Annotated in this window: 13 protein-coding genes and 2 pseudogenes; 9 read left to right on the top strand and 6 right to left on the bottom strand. The window is 71.4% G+C overall.

What is annotated here, in order from left to right; translation table 11 throughout:
• The first annotated feature begins 85 nt into the window (after window positions 1-85).
• The 4 genes from OG247_RS22880 (at window position 86) to OG247_RS22895 (ending at window position 2,692) form a co-directional block, all read left to right on the top strand.
• The gene (locus OG247_RS22880; RefSeq protein ID WP_327253997.1) at window positions 86-412 is read left to right on the top strand and encodes a hypothetical protein; all 327 of its coding nucleotides are present in this window, start codon (window positions 86-88) and stop codon (window positions 410-412) included.
• Between the two features lie 105 nt (window positions 413-517).
• Window positions 518-688 (top strand): hypothetical protein, encoded by a 171-nt coding sequence (locus OG247_RS22885; RefSeq protein WP_327253998.1) that lies wholly within the window; start codon window positions 518-520, stop codon window positions 686-688.
• A gap of 122 nt (window positions 689-810) precedes the next feature.
• Complete coding sequence (locus OG247_RS22890; RefSeq protein WP_327253999.1) at window positions 811-1,812, top strand: pirin family protein; 1,002 nt, start codon at window positions 811-813, stop codon at window positions 1,810-1,812.
• A 202-nt stretch (window positions 1,813-2,014) separates the two neighbouring features.
• Window positions 2,015-2,692 carry a hypothetical protein gene (locus tag OG247_RS22895; protein ID WP_327254000.1) on the top strand — a complete coding sequence of 226 codons (678 nt, stop codon included), beginning with the start codon at window positions 2,015-2,017 and terminating at the stop codon, window positions 2,690-2,692.
• A gap of 35 nt (window positions 2,693-2,727) precedes the next feature.
• Here the strand turns inward: OG247_RS22895 and OG247_RS22900 are convergent, their stop codons facing one another.
• Window positions 2,728-3,621, bottom strand: coding sequence for an NAD(P)-dependent oxidoreductase (locus OG247_RS22900; protein ID WP_327254001.1), 894 nt, complete (start codon window positions 3,619-3,621; stop codon window positions 2,728-2,730).
• A gap of 123 nt (window positions 3,622-3,744) precedes the next feature.
• On the opposite strand from OG247_RS22900, the gene OG247_RS22905 reads away from it, so the two are divergent.
• Window positions 3,745-4,365: a TetR/AcrR family transcriptional regulator gene (locus OG247_RS22905; RefSeq protein ID WP_327254002.1), complete on the top strand. Its 621-nt coding sequence runs from the start codon at window positions 3,745-3,747 to the stop codon at window positions 4,363-4,365.
• Window positions 4,366-4,381: 16 nt separating this feature from the next.
• Here the strand turns inward: OG247_RS22905 and OG247_RS22910 are convergent, their stop codons facing one another.
• Window positions 4,382-4,576 carry a hypothetical protein gene (locus tag OG247_RS22910; protein WP_327254003.1) on the bottom strand — a complete coding sequence of 65 codons (195 nt, stop codon included), beginning with the start codon at window positions 4,574-4,576 and terminating at the stop codon, window positions 4,382-4,384.
• A 138-nt stretch (window positions 4,577-4,714) separates the two neighbouring features.
• Here OG247_RS22910 and OG247_RS44860 point away from each other — a divergent pair.
• From OG247_RS44860 to trpS, 3 genes and pseudogenes are all read left to right on the top strand, one after another.
• A pseudogene (locus OG247_RS44860) lies at window positions 4,715-4,885 on the top strand (GntR family transcriptional regulator); the annotation flags it as partial.
• A 19-nt stretch (window positions 4,886-4,904) separates the two neighbouring features.
• Window positions 4,905-5,063, top strand: a pseudogene (locus OG247_RS44865) (UTRA domain-containing protein); the annotation flags it as partial.
• Window positions 5,064-5,404: 341 nt separating this feature from the next.
• Window positions 5,405-6,463, top strand: coding sequence for a tryptophan--tRNA ligase (trpS, locus tag OG247_RS22920; RefSeq protein ID WP_327254004.1), 1,059 nt, complete (start codon window positions 5,405-5,407; stop codon window positions 6,461-6,463).
• Here trpS and OG247_RS22925 read toward each other — a convergent pair whose 3' ends face one another.
• The 3 genes from OG247_RS22925 to OG247_RS22935 form a co-directional block, all read right to left on the bottom strand.
• Window positions 6,464-7,510 (bottom strand): AI-2E family transporter, encoded by a 1,047-nt coding sequence (locus OG247_RS22925; protein ID WP_327254005.1) that lies wholly within the window; start codon window positions 7,508-7,510, stop codon window positions 6,464-6,466.
• An 80-nt stretch (window positions 7,511-7,590) separates the two neighbouring features.
• Complete coding sequence (locus OG247_RS22930; RefSeq protein ID WP_327254006.1) at window positions 7,591-9,231, bottom strand: hypothetical protein; 1,641 nt, start codon at window positions 9,229-9,231, stop codon at window positions 7,591-7,593.
• A 61-nt stretch (window positions 9,232-9,292) separates the two neighbouring features.
• Complete coding sequence (locus OG247_RS22935; protein WP_327254007.1) at window positions 9,293-11,530, bottom strand: SpoIIE family protein phosphatase; 2,238 nt, start codon at window positions 11,528-11,530, stop codon at window positions 9,293-9,295.
• A gap of 148 nt (window positions 11,531-11,678) precedes the next feature.
• On the opposite strand from OG247_RS22935, the gene aspS reads away from it, so the two are divergent.
• On the top strand, window positions 11,679-13,484 hold the full coding sequence (gene aspS, locus OG247_RS22940) for an aspartate--tRNA ligase (protein ID WP_327254008.1): 1,806 nt from the start codon (window positions 11,679-11,681) through the stop codon (window positions 13,482-13,484).
• A 58-nt stretch (window positions 13,485-13,542) separates the two neighbouring features.
• On the opposite strand, the gene OG247_RS22945 is transcribed toward aspS, so the two are convergent.
• Window positions 13,543-15,138: a VWA domain-containing protein gene (locus OG247_RS22945; protein ID WP_327254009.1), complete on the bottom strand. Its 1,596-nt coding sequence runs from the start codon at window positions 15,136-15,138 to the stop codon at window positions 13,543-13,545.
• Window position 15,139: the final 1 nt, after the last annotated feature.

Consider the following 15,139-nt stretch of genomic DNA (forward strand, 5'->3'; position numbering starts at 1 on the left):
AATATCAGTGCTGCGGGGGGAAACCGCTCCTACTGACAGGGGGACTGTGATGGTGCGTACGTCCTTACGTACGAAGCTCGCGGCAATGGCGGCCACGGGGGTGATGGCGCTGGGTACGGGGGTCCTGGCGGCGACACCCGCGGAGGCCTCGACCCACTGCCCGAGCGAGTTCGCCTGCATCTACTGGGGCACCACCTTGGACAGCGGGATCCGCAACATGTACAGGATCGGGGGCGCCCACAGGATCTACGGCTACTACGGCAGACACCTGGTCGACAACAACCAGACCGAGGGCTGGAAGATCTGGCTGTGCCGGAACCGCGACGGCACCAACTGTGACTTCGCGTTGTGGCCGGACAGGCGGCAGGTGTTCGACATGACCCCGTTCAACTCGGTGTCGCTCGAACCGTAGGTGCTGCGGCCCGGCCCGGTCTGTGGGGGATGCACGGGGGGTCCCCCACGACCTCACCCCACCCCATCTCGATCTCGATCCGGAATTCGACCTGAGGAGACGGCAATGACTCGTACCCGTAAGACTTCGGCCCCGCGCGCAGGGCTCCGCACGAAGGCGGGCGCGGTGCTGGCCGCGGTGGCCCTGGCGGTGGGCGTGGGCGTGCTCGCCGCGGCCCCGGCCGAGGCCGCCACGGCCCACCTGTGCCGCTACCCCGCTCCGTCCTGCAGCGGCTGAGCGACCGGCGCACACTGAGCAACGGGCCCCGGGGGGAATATCCCCCGGGGCTCCTTCTGTTCTGTCGGGTGGCAGAAAGTTCGGGTTTCAACTAAACTCGACGCCAGAAGGAGGTTCCGACCATGCCTGCAGTGACTGTGGAGAACCCGTTGACGCTCCCGCGCGTCGGGGAGCCGGCCCAGGAGACGACCGCCCGCAAGGTGCTGGCCGTCACGACCGCCCCGGGTGGCTTCGAGGGTGAGGGATTCCCGGTGCGCCGTGCGTTCGCCGGGATCAACTACCAGTACCTCGACCCGTTCATCATGATGGACCAGATGGGCGAGGTGGAGTACGCCCCGGGCGAGCCCAAGGGCACCCCCTGGCACCCCCACCGCGGCTTCGAGACCGTCACCTACCTGATCGACGGAACCTTCGTCCACCAGGACAGCAACGGCGGCGGCGGAGTCATCAACGGCGGCGACACCCAGTGGATGACGGCAGGCAGCGGCCTGTTGCACATCGAGGCCCCGCCGGAGTCGCTCGTGGTGTCGGGCGGTCTCTTCCACGGCCTCCAGCTGTGGGTGAACCTCCCCGCCTCCGACAAGATGATGCCCCCGCGCTACCAGGACATCGGCGGCGGCCAGGTCCAGCTGCTGTCCACCCCGGACGGCGGCGCCCTGCTCCGCGTGATCGCCGGCGAGCTGGACGGCCACGAGGGCCCCGGCATCACCCACACCCCGATCACGATGATCCACGCGACGGTCGCACCCGGCGCGCAGATCACCCTCCCGTGGCGCGAGGACTTCAACGCCCTGGCGTACGTACTGGCCGGGCGCGGCTCGGTCGGCGAGGATCGGCGGCCCATCCACACCGGGCAGACCGCGGTCTTCGGCGAGGGCGGCTCGCTGACCCTGCGCGCGGACGAGGGTCAGGACTCCAACGCCCCGGCGCTGGAGATCGTCCTGCTCGGCGGGCGGCCGATCCGGGAGCCGATGGCGCACTACGGGCCGTTCGTGATGAACAGCAAGCACGAGCTCCAGCAGGCGTTCGACGACTTCCAGGCCGGACGGCTGGGTCGCATCCCGACCACCGAGCGCACCGGCCTCGGCCACCGCGGCACGGGCGAGGCCGACACCGAGTCGTAGGCCGTGGTCCGACCTTGGCGTGAGTACGTCACCGGCCGGCCGGGCGCGAGCCCGGACCGGCCGGACGCCGTTGGCGCGCGGGGCGGAGCCGGCACGACGCAGCGTCGGCATTCGCCCGCAGGGGTGGTCCGGGAGCCGCTAGGGTCGGCAGCCCACGAGGTCACCCCGGCGGCACAGAGCGGGGTCAGGGGAGGGAATCTCGTTGAGCGGTGGACAGAAGAGTCTGGCTGATCATCCCTTTGTCGTCATCGTCGCCCTCATCGGCGCGCTTCTCGGCGTAGTGGTCGCCGTCAAGGAGCTGACGGCCCCGGACGCCCCGCCGCCCGGGGCGTCCGCACAGCCCCCGGCACAGCCCTCGTCGCACGCGGGCGGCCAGGCGTCGCCCGACGCCGGCAGCGCCACCCGTGTGCCGCCTCCCGCACAGGAGACGGAACGGTCCGGGGCCGACGAGACCACCGAGCCGGAGCGGCGGCCCGGGTCCGGGTCCAAGAACTCGCCGCCGGTGAACTCACCCTCCGCGCCTGCTCCGCGTCCCTCTCCGCAGCACACCGGCGCCTTGACCGTTCGCATCGTGATGGGATCGAGCGGCAAGATCGGGCCGAACGTCTATCGGACCCGGTCCACGCCCGGCGCCAACACCGAGGTCTACGACGCGACGGGTCGCCTGGACACCAGCTGCTACGTGCAGTGGACGCTCAAACGCGGTAGCGAGGTGGTCCAGCTCCACCGCAGCGGCCGTTGCCGGCCGCCGAGCGTGACCCTCTTCAACTTCGACGACAGCCTCAGGGAAGTCGGCACCTACACGTTGCAGGCCGACATCACCACCGACTGGGGCCAGACGGGAAGCAAGACCATCGAGTTTCAGGTGGCCGCGGGCTAGGACCGGCGGGCGCCCGCCTCTCGGGCGCCCGTCCCTCAGGCGCCGGCGCCCAGTACCTGGATCAGCCGCGAGCTGCTGTCGGCGCCGAAGCCCGCGGCGACTCCGCGGCGGTACAGGTCGGCGTGCGCCGTCAGGATCCCGGTGTCCACGCCGGAGTCGGCGGCGGTGTGGAGGATGTGCTCCACGCTCGCGGCGCACATGGCGAGGCGCTCGTACGTGCCCTCGTGCGCGTCCGCGTCGATCAGCGGGGCGGAGCCCTCGTAGAAGCCGCGCAGGGTGTCGGCGGTGTAACCGGCGTACGGCACGATGTCCGCGGCCGTCAGGCCGTTGGCCCGCGCCACGGCGAGTGCCTGGTACCAGCCGGTGTACGAGGTCCAGAACATGATCATGTTGAGCTGGTAGTAGAGCTGCGCGTATCCGGCGTCGGCGCCCCGGTAGTCGGTGGCGGCGAGCACGTCGAGCGCCGCGCGGTGGGCGGCGTAGACGTCCTCGGGTCCGCTGACGAAGGCGGACGAGCCCTCCTGGCCGATGCCGGTCGGCGGGACGTTGACCCCGCCCGTCAGGTAGGAGGCCCCGCGCTCCTGCGCCCAGCGGGCGGCCGCCCGGGCCTTGTCGGGTACGTCGGAGGACAGGTTGGCCAGGACCCGGCCGCCGAGGTCGGCGTCGCCGAGGGTCGGGTACATGGCGTCCACGTCGATGAGGCTGAGCACGGTCAGCCCGCTCGCCGCGACCGCCTCGGCGGCGCTCCCGGCCCGCCGCGCTCCGCGTGCCACGAGCTCGGTGTCCTTGCCGATGCTGCGGTTCCAGACGGTGACCTCGTAGCCGGCGTCCAGGTAGGCGGCGGCCATGGCCCGGCCCATGGGGCCGAGCCCGATGACGGTGACGGTGGTGGTCGTGGTGGGTGTCGTTCCGGTCGTGACCTGGTTCATGGCAGAGCTCTCCTGGGATCCGATGCTGCGGCACTAGAACGAACGCTCTATCCGGCGCTCGGGACGAACGTAGCACGCACTAGAACGAACGCTCTATCTAGATCCCGGGGTAGGGTTCCTCCCATGGCAGCAGCAGAGGTGAAGGCGACCGCGACGGCGACGGCGACGGCGGACGGACTCGGAACGCGGGAGCGGCTGGTCCGCACCGCCTCGCGGCTCCTCCAGCACGGCGGGTACGAGAACACGCCCGTCAAGCAGCTCGTCCGCGAGGCGGAGGCCACCCTCGGTTCGCTCTACCACTTCTTCCCCGGGGGCAAGCAGGAGCTCGCGGTCGCCGCGATCCACTTCGGCGACGAGGAGTTCGCCGAGCTGCTCCGCTCCGGGCTGTCCGCGCACGCGGACCCGGCACGGGCCATGGAGGCCGTCGCGGAGCTGCTCGCCGAGGCGCTGGAGGAATCCGACTGGCGCGACGGCTGCCCGGTGACGGCCACGGCCCTGGAGTCGGTAGGCCGCCTGCCGGAGCTGCAGGCGGCCTGCGCCCAGGCTTTCGCGAACTGGCAGCGGATCGTCGCCGCGAAGCTCCTGGCCTGCGGCCACCCGGAGCCGGAGGCGCGCGACCTGGCGGTCACCGTGATCAACACCCTCGAGGGCGCCGAGATGACCTCCCAGGTCACCCGGGACCGGACCCCCCTCGCCCTGGCGGGCCGCCACCTCGCGCGCCTCGTCTCCTCGTACGCCTTGTGAGGCGCCCTGAGGCCTGTCAGTGCCCGCGCTTCGGGCCGCGGGGCCGGGCCGGATCGGGGCTGGGCTTCCGGCCGTAGTCCATCAGCCGGAAGGCCCGCTCGCTGTACTCGCGGGGTGCGAACAGCGCGGTCAGGAACAGCATTCCGACCCCGGCGGCGATCACCATCGCGCCCTGGCCTGCGCCTGCCGTGAGTTGTTCCGTGGCATCCATCGATGTCCTGCCTCTCGCTGAGGTCTCGCCCGGGTGCCGGACGAGCGGGCTCGGGGTTCCTGTCGTTGACCGTAGGAGCCGGAAGGGGGTCCGTCGGAGTTTGGGCGGAACCCGCAACCCGGGTCCCACCGGCGTGGTATGCCCCCCTGGGTGAGGCTTTGCGTATACCAAAGGCGTACCAGTCGGGAGCCGGGCCGTCCGGCCCGGCGGCTGCCCTCCGAGCGGTACCTGTGCGAGCAGCTCGGCATCAGCCGTTCCACCCTGCGCCGGACCCTGAAGGAACTCGGCGAGGAGGGGCTGGTCGAATCCTCCGAGCCGCGCGGCCCTCGCCGACGCCGAGCAGAAGCGGCTGCTCGACCTGAGCGGCCCCTCGCCCGTACTGAACACCCGGCGGCTGCCGCTCGACTCCGCCGGGCTGCCGTGCGCCGACAGCCGGGAGACGTATCGGGGCGACCGCCACGAGGTGCGGCTCACCCTCGGCAGCTGAGCCCCCTGGCCTTCGCCCCTGTGCGCCGCCGGGTCTTTGGTCGGCAATCCGGCCGCCGATTTTCCCTTTATGAGGATCCTGTAAGCAACTGCCCTGTTTTGTCGGCTATACCTGAATCATCTGGTCTGTCTCTGGTCTGGTGTGAGCAGACCGTCCGTGTGTTCAGGAGGAACCACCTGCGGACCCCCGGTCGCGAACGGGACGAGGAGCCCTCCGAGCACCCGGAGCACCCGGAGCACCCGGAGAGCGACGCCACGAACGCCTGACACCCCGTCGGTCCCCGCCCCGGGCCGCCGCAGTGGCCACGATGATCCGGACCCCGCAGAGAGCAGGAGCAGCCCGTGAGTACGTACGACCTGTCGGTGGCCCGGCGGCGCAGCGCCGAGTTGGAGGAGCGGATCGGTGCCGGTCCGGGCGGGTTCCGCGTGCTGACGGGGGACCGGCCGACGGGGCGGCTGCACTTGGGGCACTACTTCGGGACGCTGCAGGGCCGGGTGCGGCTCCAGGACCTGGGTGTGGACACCTTCGTGATCGTGGCCGACTACCAGGTGCTCACCGACCGGGACGTGGCCGAACGCCTCGGCGAGCACGTCGAGGAGCTCGTGCTCGACTACCTGGCGGCCGGGATCGACCCCGAACGCTCCACGGTCTTCGCGCACAGCGCGCTGCCCGCCCTCAACCAGCTCCTGCTGCCGTTCCTCTCGCTGGTGTCGGTGGCGGAACTGGGCCGCAACCCCACCGTCAAGGACGAGATCGCGCACTCCCGGCAGGCTTCGGTGAGCGGGCTGATGTTCACCTATCCGGTGCACCAGGCCGCCGACATCCTCTTCTGCAAGGCCGGTGTGGTGCCCGTGGGCCAGGACCAGCTCCCGCACCTGGAGGTCACCCGCACCATCGCCCGCCGCTTCAACGAGCGGTACGGGGCCGACGGGCCGGTCTTCCCCGAGCCGGAGGCCCTGCTGTCCGCGGCTCCGCTGCTGCTCGGCACGGACGGCACCAAGATGAGCAAGTCCCGGGGCAACGCGATCACCCTGTCGGCGACCGCCGACGAGACGGCCCGGCTGCTGAAGGGCGCCAAGACCGACGCGGTCCGCCGCATCACCTACGACCCGGCCGCCCGCCCCGAGGTCTCCAGCCTCGTCCTGCTCGCCGCCCTGTGCCAGGACCGGGACCCGGTCGCGGTCGCGCAGGAGATCGGCGACGGCGGCGCGGCCCAGCTGAAGAAGGTCGTCACCGAGGCCGTCAACGAACACTTCGCCCCGTTGCGGGCGCGCCGTACGGAGCTGGCGGCCGACCGCGGCCACGTACGCGAGGTCCTGCGCGCCGGCAACGAACGTGCGAACGCGGTCGCCGAGACCACCCTCGCCGAGGTCCGCGCCGCCATGGGGATGGCGTACTGATCAGGCGGCTTCGGCCGTGTACCGGGACCTCAGCTCCGAGACCACCCCGAAGAAGGCCGCGGTCAGCGGTACGGCCAGCAGCATCCCGAGGATGCCGGCGACGCTCGCTCCGGCCGTGATCGCCAGCATGACCACCGCCGGGTGCATCTGCACGGTGCGGCTCTGCACCATGGGCTGGAGGACGTAGCCCTCGATCATCTGGACCGCCAGCACCACGCCCAGCGCCCACAGGCCGATCACCCAGCCGCGGTCGGCGAGGGCGACGAGGACCGCCACGGCGCCGGAGAGGAAGGCGCCGAGGTAGGGGATGTAGGCGGTCACGAACACCAGGGCGGCCAGCCCCACGGCGCCCGGGACCCGGAGGATCAGCAGACCCGCGCCGATGAGCACGGCGTCGACCAGGGCCACGAAGGTGGTCCCGCGCATGAAGCCCTCGACGGCCCCGTACGCGCGCCGCCCCATCGCCTCCATCAGGTCGCCCGAGCTGCTCGGCACCATCGAGCGCAGGGTGCCCACGGCCCGGTCGGAGTCGCGGAGGAAGAAGAAGATCAGCACCATGGCCAGCAGGGCCGTCGCGAGCATCGTCGCGACCACGCTGAGCCCGGTGACCACGCCCGAGGCGGCCGTTCCGCCGAACTTGGTGAGCAGGTCCTTGGAGTTCTTGGCCACGTCCTCCAGGGAGGTGCCGACCGCCCCGAAATGCTCGGCGAGGTCCGCGCCGGCCTTCCGCAGGGAGTCGATGATCTGGTCACCGGTCTCGATGAGCGCGAGCACGACGATGTAGCCGGCCCCGCCGACCACGGCGGCCACGGTCAGGCAGGTGAGGGCCGCGGCGAGCGAGCGGTTGACCTTCATGCGGACCAGCCGCCGGTGCATCGGCCCGAGCAGGGCCGTGCCGAGCACGGCGAGCAGGACGGGCGTGACCACCGTCCGGAAGACGGCGCACAGCCACACCACGAGCGCGAGGACGGCGGTGGCCAGGAGGACGACGACGCACCAGGCGGCGAGGCGGCGTACGGGCTCGGGCAGCAGGGGAGTTGTCGGCACGGCTCATACAAACAGTTGGGGAGCCGCCCCGGGCCGCGCCCCGCCGGGGAGGCCGGGGAGCGCGGCCGGGGGCGCCGGTGTCACGGGTTGACGATGACCTCGTCGACACGGCTCTCGGCGAAGAAGTGGGTCGCGTCGGGCTCTTCGTAGCGGGCCATCCAGGAGCCGGTCACTTCGGCGCCGAAGGTCTGGCTGAAGGTGCCGTCGGCCTCGGTCACGTCCCAGGTCTGGAAACGCCACGTGGTGCTTCCGGCAGGACGGAAGTAGTAGCTGACGGTCTGGCCGGCGAGGGGCTTCCAACTGGGGTCGGCGTGGGTGAGCTTGCCGGCGACGGTGATCTGCCGGCCCTTCTTGACCGGTTCGGGCGAGGCGTTGAACTGCGGGATGGCCGTCATGGTCCGGGCCACCTTGACGGCGGGGGTGGACCAGCCGTGGATGGCCTTCCTGCCCGCGTACCGCAGCCGGATGTGGCCGGCACCCGGGTAGGGCAGGGTCGACTCGATGTACGCCGGGGTGTTGGCGCCGGGCTTGGTGGTGACGTCCACGCTCTTTCGGGTGGTCCAGCCGGTCTTGCCGTCCGCCGAGTGCTGGACCTCCACCTTCAGCGAAGTGGTGCCGGCCGGGATCTCACCGCGGTCGAACCGGGCCTTCACCGTCACGGTCTTGTTCTTGTCCACCGAGGCCGTGAAGCCGGTGAACAGGGTGCCGGCGGTGGTGTTCACCTTCACCTGCGGGCCGCTTCCGGACAACCAGGGCGAGTCCTCGACGACCGTCCACGGCTTGTCGTCGAGGAACTTCGGGGACGCGGTGAAGCGGCCCGAGCCGTCGGTCTTGACGTTCTCCGGACCGACCTTGATCTCCATGCCGGCGGGTACCGGCTTGTACGTGCCGTCAGGAGACAGCCAGGCGACGGTTCCGCCGACCTTGCCCCGGGTCGCGTAGGCGCCGGTCTGCGTCGTGGAGTCCAGGGTGATGCGGGCCCTCGTCGCCCACACGGCGGGTTCTGTGGACGTCACCGCCTTGGCGCCGTTCAGCTCGGTCGCGAGGTCCACGTGCACGTGGTACCACCCGTAGTCGAAGTGGTCCTCGTGAACGGGCTCGGCACCCGTGACCACGATCTTGGACTCGAAGTGTCCCTGTGCGTCCGCCGTGACCGGCGTGGCGACGGTGCCGATCCGGCGGGTGACCGTGCCGCCCGCGAAGGGCTTGCGCGAGCTGTCGCGGGGGTCGTGGATCTTGATGTCACCGGACACGACCGTGTCCCGCTCCGTCAGCGACACCCCGTTCGAGCTCTTCACGTTCTCGAACACCGGCCGCAGGTCGTAGCTCAGGGTCGACCTGTCCTTGTGGAGGACGGGCTCGCCCTCGGTTCCCTCGTACTCCACGTCGACGGCGTACTGCCCGAGGTCGGCGAGGCGCAGCGGGCCGGTCGTGAGGTACTCCGCCATCTGGGGCATGTCCGTCTCGCACATCCCCTCGCAGCGCTCCGTGACGGAGAAGCTCGTGAGGGTGGCGGCCGGCGTCGACGTGCCCTTCGGGCGCACGTGCACCTTGAGCCCCTTGGGCTGCTCCGGGGTGGGGAACTTGAGCTCGATGCCCGAGGCGGCCGAGATGACGGAGAACTGCGGATGGGGGTCGGCCGCCTGGGCGGCCGTGGGCGCGGCCAGTACGGCCCCCATGGCCGTCGCCGCACAGAGCACGGCACCGATGCGCTTCTTCATGTGTCCCCCCGGGAGAATCCGTTCATCGGCCGGTCACTGGACCCACCGATGAAGGGACCGCTCACTCCACCGGATGGTTGTACGGGGAGTCGCTCTCCGTCGCTTCGGCGGGTTTGGACTGTTCGAGCAGGACGAACCACGTGGACTTGCCCTCGCCGCGCGGGTCGACGCCCCAGTCGTCCGCGAGCATCTCCAGCAGCAGGACGCCCCTCCCGCTCGACGCCATCTCTCCGGGGTGCCGCTTGTGCGGCAGCTCGTCGGAGGCGTCCGCCACCTCCACCCGCAGCCGGCGCGAGCCGAGCTCGCCCACGGCCTCGGCGACCAGCAGGGCGTCCCCGTCCGTGTGGACCAGTACGTTCGTCAGCATCTCGGAGACCATCAGCACCGCCGCGTCGACCTGCTCCGGGTCCGCCCAGTCGTGCAGCAGCTCCCGGATCTGCCGGCGGACCCCCGCGACCCGCTCCGGCTCGGCCTGGGCGACGGTCGTCATGGTGCGCCGGGCCGGCCGCGACGGATGCAGCAGCGGGGTCTCGCAGCCGCAGCCCTCGCCCTCGCGGCAGAGCAGGACCACGGCGATGTCGTCCTCGCGCCGGTCGGCCAGCGGGCCGGTGGTGTGGTGCGAGGACGGGCCGTGCACCGCCTGGACCAGCAGGTCGGCCAGCCGCTCCAGGTGGCGGGGCTCCGGGTCCGCGTCCTGCGCGGCGTAGGGGGTCTGCGACTCCAGGATGGCCCGCAGCCGGGCCCAGCCCGTGTCGAGGTCGTGCCCGCCCGTCTCGATGAGCCCGTCGGTGCAGAGCATCATCGTCTCGCCGGGTTCCAGGGTGAACCGCGTCGTCGGGTAGTCGGTGTCCGGCACGATGCCGAGCGGCAGCCCGCCCGCCGTGGGCCGCATCAGGACCGTGCCGTCGGCCATCCGCACCGCCGGGTCGGGGTGTCCGGCGCGGGCCACCTCGAGCAGGCCGGTCTGCGGATCGCACTCCACGTAGAGGCAGGTCGCGAAGCGCGGGCTCTGGAAATCGGAGTACCCGCCCGTGTCCCCGCCCGTGCCCGGCCCCGTGTCCTGCCCCGTGTCCTGCTCCGAGCACAGGCCCGCCAGGAAGCGGGAGGCGCGCGAGAGCACCGCGTCGGGCCGGTGGCCCTCGGAGGCGTACGCGCGCACCGCGATCCGGAGCTGACCCATGAGCCCGGCCGCCCGGACGTCGTGGCCCTGGACATCGCCGATGACCAGCGCGAACCGTCCCGAAGGCAGCGGGATCATGTCGTACCAGTCGCCGCCGACCTGGAGCCCGCCGCCGGTCGGCACGTAGCGCGCGGCGAGGGTCATCCCGGGGATCTCGGGGCCCAGCTGGGGCATCATCGACCGCTGGAGGCCCGTGGTGAGCTCCCGCTCGGACTCGGCCACCCCGGCGCGCTGGAGGGCCTGCGCGAGCATCCGGGCCACCGTCGTCAGGACGGAGCGCTCGTCGGGGGAGAAGGACACCGGGTGCTTGAACGCGGCCATCCAGGCGCCCATGGTCCGGCCGGCGACGACCAGCGGCAGGAACGCCCAGGAGATCCGGTCGAAGCGCTGGGCGAGCGGCCAGGTGGCCGGAAAGCGCCGCTTGTAGTCGTCGGGGCTCGGGAGGTAGATCGCCCGCCCGGTACGGACGACCTCCGCGGCCGGGTAGTCGGTCAGCAGCGGCATGTCCGCGAAGGGACCCTCGTCCCCGGGATCGTGCCCGTGGTGCCCGATGATCGACAGCCGGTCGCCGGACACGCCGAAGACGGCCAGACCGTCGGGGATGAACCCGGGCATGGACAGCGATGCCGCCACCCGCAGGACCTCGGCGGTGGAGCGGGCCTCGGCCAGCGCCCGCCCGGCGTCCAGCAGGAACGCCTCGCGCGAGCGGCGCCAGTCGCCGGTGATGGGGGTGTGCACGGCGGTGGTGCCGGGCTGGGCCTCGGCTATTTCCTGGATCGTGCCGATCAGCTCGTAGTCGACGCGGCCGTCCGCGGCGCGGTTCTCCAGCGGCTTCGAGCGGCTGCGTACCGTCCGCAGCACCCTCCCGTCCTCGTCCATGATCCGGAGCCGGGCCTCGGCGAGGGTGCCCTCGGCGACCGCGAGGTTCACGATGCCGTTGATCTCGTTCCAGTCCACCGGGTGGAAGCGCGAGCGCACGGCGACCTCGGGCAGCGCGACGGGCTCGGCGGGCAGCCCGAGCAGCCGGGCGGCCTCGCTGTCGAGGGTGACCGTCCCGGACGCGTTGTCCCATCGCCACAAACCGGTCGCGATGGCGGCCAGGACGTCCTCTGTGCGCACCCGGTCATCTTTACAGGTCATCCGCCTGGCGTGCCTGTTCACCACCCCGGTCACCACCCCGGCGGGCGGCCCCGCACGGGCTCGCGCCCCGGACGGTAACCTTGGGACGGTTGAATCCACCCTGGTATCACGTAGAACTGGATGACTGATGCATCGGTACAGGTCCCACACGTGCGGCGAGCTTCGTGCCTCCGACGTCGCCTCCGACGTCCGGCTGAGCGGCTGGCTGCACAATCGGCGCGACCTGGGCGGCATCCTCTTCATCGATCTGCGTGACCACTACGGCATCACGCAGCTCGTCGCCCGTCCCGGCACGGCCGCCAACGAGGCGCTCAGCAGCGTCACCAAGGAGACCGTCGTCCGCATCGACGGCAAGGTCGTCTCCCGCGGCGCGGACAACGTCAACCCCGAGCTCGCCACCGGCGACATCGAGGTCGAGGTCACCGCGGTCGAGGTGCTCGGCGCCTCCGCCCCGCTGCCCTTCACCATCAACACCGACGACGGGGTGAACGAGGAGCGCCGTCTGGAGTACCGCTTCCTCGACCTGCGCCGCGAGCGCATGCACCGCAACATCATGCTGCGCTCGGCCGTCATCGCCTCCATCCGCTCCAAGATGGTGGCCCTCGGCTTCAACGAGATGGCGACCCCGATCCTCACCGCGACCTCCCCCGAGGGCGCCCGTGACTTCGTCGTACCGTCCCGCCTGAACCCGGGCAAGTTCTACGCGCTCCCGCAGGCGCCGCAGCAGTTCAAGCAGCTGCTGATGATCTCCGGCTTCGACCGGTACTTCCAGATCGCGCCCTGCTTCCGCGACGAGGACGCCCGCGCCGACCGCTCGCCGGGCGAGTTCTACCAGCTCGACGTCGAGATGTCCTTCGTCGAGCAGGAGGACGTCTTCCAGCCCATCGAGCGGCTGATGACGGAGATCTTCACCGAGTTCGGCAAGGGCCGCCCGGTCACCTCGCCGTTCCCGCGGATCCCCTTCCGCGAGTCGATGATGAAGTACGGCAACGACAAGCCCGACCTGCGCTCCAAGCTGGAGCTCGTCGACATCACCGACGTGTTCGAGGGCTCCGAGTTCAAGGCGTTCGCCGGCAAGCACGTGCGCGCCCTGGCCGTCCCGGACACCGCCGGCCAGCCGCGCAAGTTCTTCGACGGCCTCGGCGAGTACGCGATCTCGCTGGGCGCCAAGGGCCTGGCCTGGGTCCGCGTGGGTGAGGACGGTGCGCTGACCGGCCCGATCGCCAAGTTCCTCACCGAGGAGAACGTCAAGGTCCTCACCGAGCGCCTCGGTCTGGCCGCCGGTCACGCCGTGTTCTTCGGCGCGGGCGAGTTCGACGAGGTCTCCAAGATCATGGCGGGCGTCCGCGTCGAGGCCTCCAAGCGCGCCGGACAGTTCGAGGAGGACGTCTTCCGCTTCTGTTGGATCGTCGACTTCCCGATGTTCGAGGCGGACGAGGAGACCGGCAAGATCGACTTCTCCCACAACCCGTTCTCCATGCCGCAGGGCGGCATGAAGGACCTGGAGGAGAAGGACCCGCTCGACATCCTGGCGTGGCAGTACGACATCGTCTGCAACGGCATCGAGCTGTCCTCCGGCGCCATCCGCAACCACGAGCCCGAGGTCATGCTGAAGGCCTTCGAGATCGCCGGTTACGAGGCCGAGACCGTCGAGCGCGAGTTCGCGGGCATGCTGCGGGCCTTCCGCCTCGGTGCCCCGCCGCACGGCGGCATCGCCCCGGGCGTGGACCGCATCGTGATGCTGCTCGCCGACGAGCCGAACATCCGCGAGACCATCGCCTTCCCGCTCAACGGCAACGCGCAGGACCTGATGATGGGCGCGCCCACCATCCTGGAGGAGTCCCGCCTGCGCGAGCTGAACATCGCCCTGCGCAAGCCGGTGGAGACGAAGACCACCGAGCCGGTCGACAAGGCCGTCAAGCCCCACCAGTAGCCGTTCGCGAAGAAGGGCCCGGGATCCGTACGGATCCCGGGCCCTTCTTTCGTTGCTCCTAGAACTTCTCCAGCAGGCCCTTGAGGAGGGCTGCCGAGGTCAGTTCGGCCGGCGCGGGGCCGGCGTGGAAGAAGCCGGCGTTGTCGGCGTCCAGCTTGCGCAGGAAGTCGAAGGCCTTGGCATCGTGATCGCCGAAGGCGACGAACTGCCAGTGGATGCCGGGGGCCGCGGTGGCGGCGTCGGCGATCGCCTGACGGGCGGGGCGGACGTTGTCGGGCGCGCCGTCCGTCTGGAACACGACCAGGGCCGGACCCTCGCCGCCGTCCTTCTGGTAGCGCTCCACGACGGCCTCCACGGCGACGTGGTAGCTGGTGCGGCCCATCCGGCCGAGCTCCGTGTGGCGGGCCTCGACCCAGGCCCCGTCGTAGGCGTCGAGGGACAGGTCGGCCGCGCCGTCCAGCTCGGTGGAGAAGAACACCGTACGGACGGTGGCCTCTTCGTCGAGGTGAGCGGCGAGGGCGAGGGCGTGGTCGGCGAGGTGCTGGACGCTGCCGTCCTTGTAGAACGGGCGCATTGAGCCCGACCGGTCGAGCACGAGGAACACGGTGGCGCGGGCGCCGGCCTTCCCCTTGGTGCGCAGGACCTGTCCGGCGGCCTTGTACGCGGCCGCGAGCGGGGGCGCTTGCCGCTTGAGGGCGGCGAGGGTGTGCGCGGGGCCGCCTTCGGCGGCATCGGCGGTGAGGAGCTCGGCCTCGGAATCGGCCTCGGTCCCGGCAGGCTCCGCCTCGGCGGTGTCCTGCGCCTGCGGCGCGGCGGCGTCGGCCGCCACGGGCTCGGCCTCGGCGGCGGCCTGCGGCTCGGTGTGCGCCTCGGCGGCGGGCTCCTCCTCGGGGGCTGCGGCCAGGGCCGGTTCGGCCTCGGCCTCGGCGGCGACCGGCTCGGCCTCGGGGGTGGCTGCTTCGGCTTCGGCCTCGGCTTCGGCCGCCGGAGCGTCGAGCGGCTCGGCTTCGGCCTCCGCCACCTCGGCTTCGGCTTCGGCTTCGGTCCCGGCCTCGGCCGCGAGGGGCTCCGGCTCGGTGGTGGCGGGCTCCGGCGTTGCCTCGGCCTCGGACTCGGCTTCGGTCACAGCCTCGGGCTCGGCTTCAGCCTCGGCCACAGCCTCGGCCACAGCCTCAGCTTCGGCCCCGGCTTCGGCCTCGGTCACAGCCTCGGCGTCGGTCGCAGCCGCAGCCTCAGCTTCGGCCTCCGCCTCGACTACAGCCTCGGCTGCGGCGGTCGGGGTCTCCTCGGCGGCCGGTTCCGCTTCGGCGGTGACGGGCTCCGCTTCGGTGGTGGCCGGGGCCGTCGTGGTGGGCGGCGCCGCCGGGGTTGCCGGCGAACCCCCGGTGGAGGACCGGCGGGCCTCCGGGACCGTGGGGTCCGGGTTGGGGGCCGGGGCCGGGGCGGTGAGCACCGTGCCCGGTTCGAGGTCCCGGGGGGTGGACTGCGGGGGAACAGTGGGGTTGTCGAAGGAGGCGGCGACCAGCTCGGCCGCCGCGTCCAGGGGGGTGCGTTCGGTCTGGCTCGGGAGGGCCGCCGAAGGGGTACCGGTCGTCTCCGGAACCGATTCAGAGGTCCGTCCGAACACCTTGCGCAACAAGCTCCGAATACCCATG

The sequence above is a fragment of the Streptomyces sp. NBC_01244 genome (assembly GCF_035987325.1).
Taxonomy (GTDB): Bacteria; Actinomycetota; Actinomycetes; order Streptomycetales; family Streptomycetaceae; genus Streptomyces.

What these genes read in the sequence shown, in the direction of transcription:
- OG247_RS22900 (WP_327254001.1), bottom strand. Translation starts at nt 3,621, where the DNA reads ATGAACCAGGTCACGACCGGAACGACACCCACCACGACCACCACCGTC.
- OG247_RS22910 (WP_327254003.1), bottom strand. Translation starts at nt 4,576, where the DNA reads ATGGATGCCACGGAACAACTCACGGCAGGCGCAGGCCAGGGCGCGATG.
- OG247_RS22905 (WP_327254002.1), top strand. Translation starts at nt 3,745, where the DNA reads ATGGCAGCAGCAGAGGTGAAGGCGACCGCGACGGCGACGGCGACGGCG.
- OG247_RS22930 (WP_327254006.1), bottom strand. Translation starts at nt 9,231, where the DNA reads ATGAAGAAGCGCATCGGTGCCGTGCTCTGTGCGGCGACGGCCATGGGG.
- OG247_RS22880 (WP_327253997.1), top strand. Translation starts at nt 86, where the DNA reads ATGGCGGCCACGGGGGTGATGGCGCTGGGTACGGGGGTCCTGGCGGCG.
- OG247_RS22945 (WP_327254009.1), bottom strand. Translation starts at nt 15,138, where the DNA reads ATGGGTATTCGGAGCTTGTTGCGCAAGGTGTTCGGACGGACCTCTGAA.
- OG247_RS22885 (WP_327253998.1), top strand. Translation starts at nt 518, where the DNA reads ATGACTCGTACCCGTAAGACTTCGGCCCCGCGCGCAGGGCTCCGCACG.
- aspS (WP_327254008.1), top strand. Translation starts at nt 11,679, where the DNA reads ATGCATCGGTACAGGTCCCACACGTGCGGCGAGCTTCGTGCCTCCGAC.
- OG247_RS22890 (WP_327253999.1), top strand. Translation starts at nt 811, where the DNA reads ATGCCTGCAGTGACTGTGGAGAACCCGTTGACGCTCCCGCGCGTCGGG.